This window comes from Acidobacteriota bacterium (assembly GCA_026707545.1).
Classification (GTDB): Bacteria; Acidobacteriota; Thermoanaerobaculia; order Multivoradales; family Multivoraceae; genus Multivorans.
Map to the genome: position 1 here is coordinate 269851 of JAPOWR010000004.1, position 7685 is coordinate 277535.

The following is a 7685-nucleotide window of genomic DNA, read 5'->3' on the forward strand; positions in this document are numbered from 1 at the left end:
AGACGATGCCGAAAACGGATACGCGCCTCGTAGCCATCGATGTCGGCTCGGCGAAGGTCGGGGTACTGATCGTAGAGCGCGCCGAGATGGAAGGGGAGCCGGGGCTGAAGGTTGTGGGCGTCGGCAAGGCGCCGAACCGCGGCACGCTCAAGGGGCACATCGTGAACATCGACGCGACGGTGAAGTCGCTTCGGCGGGCTACCGAGGAAGCCGAGACCATGGCGGGGACCGAGATCTCTCGCGCCTTCGTCGGTGTTGGCGGCAGCGACCTCCGTTCGGCGAACAGCCATGGCACCGCCTACGTCGACAGCGGCGACCGCGGGATCTCCCGCGCGGACATCGACCTGGTTCTGAACGCCGCCCGGGACGTACCGCTTCCTCCCGACCGCGAGATCCTGCACGCGATCCCGCAGGAGTTCGCAGTCGACGATCACGGTGGCATCGCGGATCCCCAGGGCATGCTGGGGAGCCGGCTCGAAGCCAAGGTTCACCTGGTCATGGGCCACGCCCCCAGAACCAGGACGCTGGTGCGTTGCCTGAACGAGGCAGGAGTGGAGGCGGCGGAGGTCGTGTTCGAGCCGCTGGCGACGGCGGAGGCCGTCCTGCTTCCTGATGAACGCGAACTCGGCGTTCTGCTGCTGGAAATCGGTTCCGGCACCTGCGGATTCGCCTTCTACCACCAGTCGGAGGTCCAGCACAGCGGTGTCCTTCCGTTCGGTGCCAGCCACTTCACGGCCGACCTGGCCTCCGTTCTGCGAACGTCGTTCGCGGGCGCCGAGACGCTGAAGCTTCGCCACGGCTGCTGCCTCCCCGGACTGGTTGACGGCGGCGAGGGAGTGAACGTGCCGACGGTGGGCGGAGGCGCCAGCAGGACGATCGAGCGGGCGAAGCTCGCCGAGATTCTGCAGGCGCGTGCCGAGGAGATGTTCCATCTCGTTCAGGTCGAGATGGAGAAAGCGGGCTGCGCCGACCAGCTGCGGGGTGGAGTCGTCCTGACGGGCGGCGGTTCGAAGCTGGCCGGTCTGCCGGAACTGGCGCAGCAGTTCTTCTCGAGCGACGCCCGCTACGGCGTGCCGCTCGGTCTCACCAGCGAGATCGAGGGTCTTACCGATCCGAGCTGGGCCACGGCCGCCGGCCTGGTGCGTTACGCGATCGCCGAGGAGCAGGCCCGCTTGCCGCTCGTGCGCCAGGGCTCCGTTCGCGGAGTGCGCGGCGTGATGGGCAGCCTGCGCCAGATGTTCAACGATCTTCTCTGATCTTGAGTTACTGAACCGGAGGGTTCGAAAGGGAGAGTGCCATGATTCTGATGGAAGAGCAGCAGCCGGCCGCGATGGAGCCGCCCCTCGACGAGACGGCTGTCTCCGAGGAGAACTTCGGTCCGGCCAAGATCAAGGTCGTCGGTATCGGCGGTGGCGGCGGCAATGCCGTCAACCGGATGATCGCCAGCAAGCTGAGCGGCATCGAGTTCATCGCGGCCAACACCGACCTGCAGGCGCTGCGGCGATGCGAGGCGGAGACGAAGCTCCAGCTTGGGCAGAAGATCACCCGTGGCCTGGGTGCGGGCGCCGATCCGGACATCGGACGCAACTCTGCGCTGGAGGACACGGACAAGATCCTGGACGTGCTGAACGGCGCCGACATGGTCTTCCTGGCGGCTGGCCTCGGCGGCGGCACCGGAACGGGCGCGGTACCGATCATCGGTTCCCTGTCGGCTGAGGTCGGGGCCCTGACCGTGGCCGTGGTCACCAAGCCGTTCACGTTCGAGGGCCGGCGGCGGATGCTGATCGCGGAGCGTGGTCTCGAAGAGCTGCACAAGGCGGTCGACACGGTCATCGCGATTCCGAACGAGCGGCTGCTCAGCTTCGTCGATCGCGGCACAACGCTCTCGGAGGCGTTCCTCACCGCCGACGACGTTCTGCGCCAGTCGGTTCAGGGAATCAGCGACCTGATCACGATGCCCGGCGAGGTGAACGCCGACTTCGCGGACGTGCGGGCCATCATGTGCGGCCAGGGGATCGCGGTGATGGGCACGGGTCAGGCGTCGGGAGACAACCGGGCTCTCGAGGCGGCTCAGCGAGCCGTGTCTTCGCCCCTGCTCGAGGACGCTTCGATCGAGGGAGCCGGGGGCTGCCTGATCAACATCACGGGCGGCAAGTCGCTGACCCTGCACGAGGTGGCCGAGGCCGCCCGAATGGTCACGGAGGCGGTGGATCCGAACGCGAACATCATCTCCGGCCTGGTGGTCGACGAGACGATGGACGAGGAGATGAAGGTCACCGTGATCGCGACCGGCTTCGCCGAGGATCGGCAGCCGCGCCCGGCTGGCGCGGAGGAGATGCCCGAAGGGGATCAGGCCGCGGACTCCGCGGAAGGTCTGGCCGCCGCCGGCGAGGCGGCGGAGGCGGGTCCGGAAGGCACCACGGCCGAGGACGGCGACTCTGACGAGTCCGGCTTCCGGGACCGCCTGCTCGCGGAACGCCACGAGATCGATCCGGGCGGCTACGGACCCAATTGGAGAAACGTCGACGACTACGACATCCCGACCGTCCTGCGCAAGCAGATGGACTAAGCGCCGGCTACATCCGCTCCGGCAGGGGCACGCCGAGAATCTGGGCGAGCGCTTCGAGGGAACGGACGAAGATCTGCGTGGCGGCGAGACGCGCATCGCGGAGATCGGCGTTCCGCTCGTGCAGGATGGGATGGCGGTGGTAGATGGCGTGGAACTTCTGCGCCAGCTCGACAGCGTGCCTCGCGATCAGGGAGAGTTCCAGCGTGGTCGCGGCGCGCTCGACCGTGTCCTGGCACTGCGAGGCGAGCAGCACCAGGTCCCAGAGGTCATCGGGCCATGCCTCGACGGGGAGTTCGGCGGCGCGGCCGGGTCCGACTTCCTGCGGCAGACCTTCTTCCATCAATCGACGGCGGATGTTCCGGGCGCGCACGATGGAGTACTGGAGATAGGGGCCTGACTCGCCTTCGAACGACGTCGCATCGTCGATGTCGAAGGCGATCACGCGCGTCGTGGTCGCCCGCGCCATGAAGAACCGCAGTGCCGCGGTCGCGATCTGACGCGCCAGAAGCTCAGCGTCCGGGTCGTCCGCCCCAGCGGGGTCGGAATCGCCTCGGCGAGCCGCGATCTCAGCCCGACTCTTCGCTTCGAGCTGGTCGAGCAGGTCGTCCGCCTTGACGCCAATCCCCTTGCGACCCGACATCTCCAGCCTCGCGTCGCCGCTGAAGCCGAGTTGCTCCGCGGTCCGGGCGGACAGTGCGACCATCTCATAGGCGAAATGGACGCTCGCGTCAGCCTGGCTCGTATGACCGAGCGCTGCCACGCCGGCCCGCACGATCCGCTGCAGATAGGCCTGGCGGGCGTCGATCACGTTGATCACCCGGGCGCCGGCGCCGAACGCCGGCGCCTGTTCGCGCTCCGGGCCGGCTCCTGCGCCGGTCGGTGCGGTTTCCCACAACGGTCCGTTGTCGCAACGGGCGTACTCGAAGTCGCGGCCGAGCAGACCGAACTTCCAGAGTTGGTACGCGATGTCCTTGCCGACGTACGTCACCGTGCCGTCGGACCGCACGATCACCTTGTCCGGATCTTCCAGGCCCTGGAACTCCTCGCTGCCTCGAAGCGGCATGACCCAGCAGCCGGCGTTCTTTCCGGTGTCCTCGAACTTCACCGTTCCGCTCTCCTTGAGCTGTTCGAAAGCGGCGACGAAGAAGTCCAGGCGCAGGATCTCGCTCTCGCGGGTGAGGAGGTCGTAGTCGACGTCGATCCGGCGCATCGTGCGCAGATGGCGGCCGACGATCCGCCGCGCAACCAAGCGGCCGGTCTCCGCCCTTCGGCCGTGGCCCGCCTCCAGGGCGTGAAGTGTGCGGCGCCGGAGTTCCAACCGTTCGGGATGCGCCTCGTACCAGTGGCCGACCTCGCTGTAGACGTCCCAGCAGGTGTAGTCGAACGGCTCGGGGAGGGCTTCGATGTCGGCTACGGAGCAGTCGCGAAGATCGAGGAAGCCGACCACCACGTCGGCGACCTGGACTCCGGTGTCGTCGATGTAGTTCTGGACCTCGGTCACGTGGCCGAGGCTGCGGAGCGAGCGCGCCAGCACGTCGCCGAGGACGGCGTTGCGGAGGTGGCCGATGTGCGCCGCCTTGTTCGGATTGATGTTCGTGTGTTCGACGATGACCTTGGCGAGAGGATCGACGCTGGACGAAGGCGCCACGGGAATCGCTTCGAGCATCGCGGTCGCGAATCCGGTCCGGTTGACGTGGAAGTTGACGTAGCCCGGGCCTTCGACCGTGACCCGGTCAAAGCCCGCCGGCGGATCGATGGCCTCCGCCAGACGCTCCGCGATCGCGCGCGGCGCCTGCCGGATCTCGCGCGCGAGATGCAGCGCGCAGGGACTCGCCAGGTCGCCCAGTCGCCGCTGGGGCGGTACTTCGACGGTCGGATCGTGATCGAGCCCGAAGACGTCGGAAAGAGCGCTTCGTAGCACGCCGGCGACCAGAGTTCGCTTACGCTGCAGCATGGGAGTGGCAGTCTAGGAACTTGCGCTACGGGAACGCAACGGAGTGCTCGTCCCCCGTGGTACCCTGACCATGTGAATCGCTAGCGCGTGACCGGCCTCTGTGTCGGGTTGCCCGCTGAATACCAGAGCCCAGTACCTGGTCGGAGTAGCTACCCGACCTTGGCGAATAGGCGGGAACCGTGCCGGTCATGCGCATGGCGATTCACCGGCCCGGCTTTTCCCGTTAGCCGTGCTATGGTCACGGCGTGAATCGCTTTCAGTTCCGTGTGGCAGGTCTTCAAGGTACGGCTATCTCCCGAGTACAGTAGCCGCCTTTCCGGGACGGTGTAGCTAGCCAACCCCGGCAAACGGACGGGAACCATACCGTAGCTTGCTACGCGGTGTGGCGGTTTGCATGGCTCGACTCCACTTCCGGAGCCGAGGACGCTTGGAGGTGAATCGCCATGCCGCAGTCTCGCGTTGCCCTGTTGGGCACCCAAACACCCTTGCGCTCGACACCGGTCGAGGCTTCGAGGAGTCGTGAGCGCATGAGAAGCGCGAGATGACGGAATCGGGCGTTCTGTTGATCGCCGCGGCGGCCGTTATTGCGGTCTGCGCCGCTCCGGTTCTCTATGTGCTGTGGCGGGATCGGGCCCGGATCTGGTCGCTCGAGTAGCGGCTGTTGCGGTTGGAGGCGGCCCAGGACGGCGTGGCCCGTTTGGATCGCGTCGCGAGGCTGGAGGCTGTGTCGGAGCGTCTTCCAGCGGTGGAGGATCGCGTGAGCCGTATCGCCGGTGTACTGGAGTTCTTCGCCGAGGGCGATCCGCGGGTGCTGGACCAGTTGAACGCGCCGGACGGTCGACGCCGGGGTGGCGCCAGGAGAAGGAAGTGAAGTAGGCCTCCGGTAGCATGCTCGGCGATCCAGGAGCGCCGTGAACGAGAACCGCCATCGTCCCGTCCTTTCGGTCCGACTCCCGCCGGAACTCGCTAGCGGGTTGGCACCATGACGAGTCCCATGCGGCCGCTGCCGCCGAGCGCGCCCGAGTCGGTGGTGGCTCGCCGCGTCCTGGTGCTGGCGCCTCACTACGACGACGAGGTACTGGGCTGTGGCGGTCTGATCCTGCAGTTGGCGGCGGGCGGCGCCAAGGTCGCGTGTGCGTTCATGAGCGACGGCTCGGGGGGCGTCGAGGGACCACCGGAGGGGTTCACGGAAGACGAGTACTCCGAGCGGCGGAGGGCCGAAGCGGATGCGGCCGCCAAGGTGCTGGGCATCGGCAGCGTAGAGCATCTGGGCTCGCTACTAGGTCTGAGAGATGGCTCTCTGGCTTCATCCCTGGATCGGCTGACGGGCAGCGTCGAGGAGTTGCTCGAGCAGCGCAAGCCGGACCTGTTGCTGGCTCCCTCGCCGCTCGAAGCGACGCCGGATCATCAGGCGACATTTCGCGCGCTGCACGAGGCTCTGATCAATCGCCGGCAAGGACGAACCGAAGAAGGCGAGGAGCTGGCCAGCCAGGACGACGACTCATCGCCCGGCGATCTGACATTGCGCGTTCTCTGCTACGAGGTGAACCACCCGTTCTACCCCGACCTGCTCGTGGACGTGACCGCCGAAATGGAGGGAGTAGCGGAGGCCATGTCCCGTTACTCGAGCCAGTTGGAACGGCACGACTACATGGCGTCCTGCCAGGGCCTCCGCCGTTTCCGGTCGCTGAGCCTGCCCGAGTCGTGCCGCTATGCCGAGGGCTACTGCCAGTTGAAGGCCAGCGATTTCACGACCAGGAGTCCGGCGCAACTCATCGCACACCTGGGTGGGGCGCCATCGCTGGTCGAGGTCACGTCGCCCCGTCGGGTGTCGATCGTGGTTCGGACCTACAACCGGCCGCGGCGGCTGGCGGAGGCACTGGACAGTCTGGCCAGGAGCACCTATCGCAATGTTGAGCTCGTCCTGGTGAACGACGGCGGCCGGCCCCCGGAGGTGGCGGAGGACTTTCCGTTCGACGTGCGTCGCGTCGACTTCGAGGACAACCGAGGCCGGTCGGCCGCGGCGCAGGCCGGCGTCGATGCGGCGACCGGGGACTGCATCGGTTTCCTGGACGACGACGACGTGTTCGCGCCGGAACACCTGGAGACCCTCACGGCGCAGCTTTCCGGCGACGTCGACGTCGCCTACACCGACGCGGCCGTGGTCAGCTACCGGCCGGGGAAGGGCGGTTGGGTCGAGTGTGGACGCCGTCTCGCCTACAGCCGGGACTTCGACCGGGGAATCCTGCTGCTCGACAACTACATCCCGTTTCACACCGTGCTGATGACGAGAGAGGCGATCGAGCGGGCGGGACCGTTCGACGAGCAGTTGCCGGTCTTCGAGGACTGGGATCTGTTGATCCGGTTGTCGCGAGATGCGGACTTCGTCCACATCGCCAGGACGACCTGTGAGTATCGTCACTTCCTTGGCGGAGCGGCCGCCGGCGTCGCGGGAGGCCATGCGCTAGGCGGTGCGGCCTCCTCGCGCGGCGATTTTGAAGCGTTGAAGGCGCGGGTCCTCGCCAAGCACGCGGCCGAACTCGACTCGGACGCGCTGGCGGGAGCGGTGACGCGGATGCGGCGTGAGGCGGTGCTGGCCGGCGAGGCGGCGCGGGCCCAGATTCGGGATCGCGAGCGGGCACTCGAGCGTCTCCAGTCGTCGCACGAGGAACGCGGTGGGGAGATCGAGCGGTTGCAGGCTCGTGAGCGCGAGTTGGAGTCATCGCACGAGGAACTCGGCAGCGAGGTCGGTCGGTTGCAGGCTCGCGAACAGGAGCTGGAGTCGTCGCATGAGGAACTCGGCAGCGAGGTCGCTCGGTTGCAGGCTCGTGAGCGCGAGTTGGAGTCATCGCACGAGGAACTCGGCAGCGAGGTCGGTCGGTTGCAGGCTCGCGAACAGGAGCTGGAGTCGTCGCATGAGGAACTCGGCAGCGAGGTCGCTCGGTTGCAGGCTCGTGAGCGCGAGTTGGAGTCGTCGCATCAGGAACTCGGCAGCGAGGTCGCTCGGTTGCAGGCCCGCGAGCGGGAGTTGGAGTCATCGCATCGGGAACTCGGCGGCGAGGTCGCTCGGTTGCAGGCCCGTGAGCGCGAGTTGGAGTCGTCGCATCAGGAACTCGGCAGCGAGGTCGAGCGTCTGCAGGCCCGAGAGAGGGAGTTGCAGGC

General features: G+C 67.2%; 4 protein-coding genes. 3 read left to right on the forward strand and 1 reads right to left on the reverse strand.

The features are described 5' to 3' along the window. Positions 1-5: 5 nt before the first annotated feature. Together ftsA and ftsZ are read left to right on the forward strand one after the other, a co-directional pair. A complete protein-coding gene (gene ftsA / locus OXG83_16000; GenBank protein ID MCY3966533.1) occupies positions 6-1256 on the forward strand; it encodes a cell division protein FtsA in 1251 nt (416 codons plus the stop codon). A gap of 74 nt (positions 1257-1330) precedes the next feature. Then, positions 1331-2569, forward strand: a complete 1239-nt coding sequence (gene ftsZ / locus OXG83_16005) for a cell division protein FtsZ (protein ID MCY3966534.1) — start codon at positions 1331-1333, stop codon at positions 2567-2569. 7 nt (positions 2570-2576) lie between these two features. Here ftsZ and argS read toward each other — a convergent pair whose 3' ends face one another. Continuing rightward, the gene (gene argS, locus OXG83_16010) at positions 2577-4523 is read right to left on the reverse strand and encodes an arginine--tRNA ligase (GenBank protein MCY3966535.1); all 1947 of its coding nucleotides are present in this window, start codon (positions 4521-4523) and stop codon (positions 2577-2579) included. A 982-nt stretch (positions 4524-5505) separates the two neighbouring features. On the opposite strand from argS, the gene OXG83_16015 reads away from it, so the two are divergent. After that, a partial coding sequence (locus tag OXG83_16015) for a PIG-L family deacetylase (protein MCY3966536.1) occupies positions 5506-7685 on the forward strand: 2180 nt, incomplete at its 3' end.

Excerpts from the sequence above, each read along its gene's own strand:
- ftsA (MCY3966533.1), top strand. The coding sequence starts at position 6 with ATGCCGAAAACGGATACGCGCCTCGTAGCCATCGATGTCGGCTCGGCG.
- ftsZ (MCY3966534.1), top strand. The coding sequence starts at position 1,331 with ATGGAGCCGCCCCTCGACGAGACGGCTGTCTCCGAGGAGAACTTCGGT.
- argS (MCY3966535.1), bottom strand. The coding sequence starts at position 4,523 with ATGCTGCAGCGTAAGCGAACTCTGGTCGCCGGCGTGCTACGAAGCGCT.